The organism is Streptomyces sp. 13-12-16 (genome assembly GCF_002114215.1).
Taxonomy (GTDB): Bacteria; Actinomycetota; Actinomycetes; order Streptomycetales; family Streptomycetaceae; genus Streptomyces.
In genome coordinates this window covers 1-1,758 of sequence record NZ_NCTE01001054.1, presented here as the reverse complement: position 1 = coordinate 1,758, position 1,758 = coordinate 1, and the positions used below count along the sequence as shown (strand labels likewise).

Here is a 1,758-nt window from a genome sequence, read left to right as displayed (position 1 = left end):
CGAGCGCCTCCGCCACCAGCGGCGGCAGCACTCCCGCCCACCACGAGGTGACCGCGCAGCCGGCCGCCCCGCACACCCCGGCGAGCACCCCCGCGAGGCCGGGCAGCACCCGCGCGGGCCGCTCCACCAGCTCGGGGTCGACCTCCGGGACGACCGACCGGACCCGCTTTCCCGTGCCCGTACCCGTGCCCTGGCCCTGGGGGAGCTTCCCGTCCGCGTCCGTCCGGCGGGCGACGACCGCCGGACGCAGCCGCACCGGCGCCGGCTCGGGGGCGTCGCGGAACAGCAGGTGGACGGGGATCTCGGTGGTGGACTCGGTGTGGATCAGCCGGACCGGCCGGACGGCCGCCGAGCCGCCGTCCGCCGGACCACCACCCACCGGGCCGTCGCCCGCCACGACACCCACCGGGGCGTCGTCCACCGGTCCCCCGGACCCGGGAACGCGTTCGGGGATGTGTTCGGGAACGTTCTCGGGGACGGGGGATGTCGTCGTGGTCACGCGTGCCTCCAGCCTCCGCGCCAGATGCGTCACATCGGTCACTTCCAGGGACGCCGTGGGACGTCATGCACCGTAAGTAGGACGTCATGGGACGTCATGGGACGTCACAGGGCGTCATGAAAGGAAAAGCCGACGCCAGGTCTCCGGGCCCGGAAAGCCGTCCGCCGCTCCGCCGCGCCAGCCCTGGGCCCGCTGGAAGGCCTCCACGTTGCGGCGGTCGGCCTCGCTCCAGCGCGGTCCCGGCCCCTTCGAGTAGTACCGGCCGAACCCCTTCTCCACCAGTCGTCTCCCGAGCCGCGCGACGTGGTCGTTGACGGCGCCCGGCCGGAACGACGCCCGGCCCGGATAGTCCGGCACCCCGCGCGAGCCGGAAGCGGAACCTCCGTTTTGTACGTCCCGGCCCCCGCCGGTCACCAGCAGCTCCCAGGTCAGCGGCCCCGGCAGCCCGTCCGCCGCCGCGCCCCGCCACCCCTGGGCCTCCTGGAACGCCCGGGTCGCCCTGCGGTCCGCGTCCGTCCAGCGCGGTCCGGAAGGAGCGGGGTAGAAGCCCCCGGCACCGCGGGCGACGAGCATCCGGCCGAGCTCGGCGACGTACTCGTTCTCCGCGCCGGGGCCGAAATACGCCGCTCCGGGGAACGGGATCCGGCCCGTCGGGAGGGACGCCCCCGCCCCCGCCGCGCCGTCGGTCACCCCCTTGTAGCGGTACGGGACATAACGCGCGGAGTTGTTCCAGTAGGCGTACGGGGTGGTCTTCCGGCGGGTGTGCGGCGCGGTCTGTTCGTAGGCGACGTACTGAGATCGGGTGGTGTTCGTCCAGCCGCCGAAAAGGACCACATGTGATCCGCCGTACGGGTCGGCCGCATTGTGGAACAGCAGCATGTCGCCCGGCTGGAGTTCGTCCTTGGTGATTCTCTCGGCGTATTTCCCGAGGCTGCCGGTCCATTCGTTCCCGGGCAGTCGCCAGGCCATCGAGACGTAACCCGAACAGTCCTGCCGGTAACCGTCGGACCAGTAGGAGCCCACGCCGTACGGAATCTTCCGGGTGACCCAGTTCCGGGCCCGCTCGACGATGTCCGCGCGGGTGATCGCGGGCACCCGCGCGAGGCGTGCGGGACTCGCGGGCCGAACCGCCTGACCGCCGGGACCGTGCAGCGGGGCCCGCGCTCCCTGTGGGGTGACCGGCTCGTCACCTGCGGGAACGTCCGGACCGGCGGGCCGCTGGGCCTGGGGGACGGCGGCCGCTGGCGCGGCGACCGCGG

At 73.8% G+C, this 1,758-nt stretch carries 1 protein-coding gene and 1 pseudogene; both read right to left on the bottom strand.

Annotation, left to right across the window (positions count from 1 at the left end):
* Positions 1-397 (bottom strand): annotated as a pseudogene (locus B7767_RS35050) (hypothetical protein); the annotation flags it as partial.
* A gap of 216 nt (positions 398-613) precedes the next feature.
* On the bottom strand, positions 614-1,758 hold a 1,145-nt coding region (locus B7767_RS35045), incomplete at its 5' end, for a peptidoglycan-binding protein (RefSeq protein WP_085575603.1).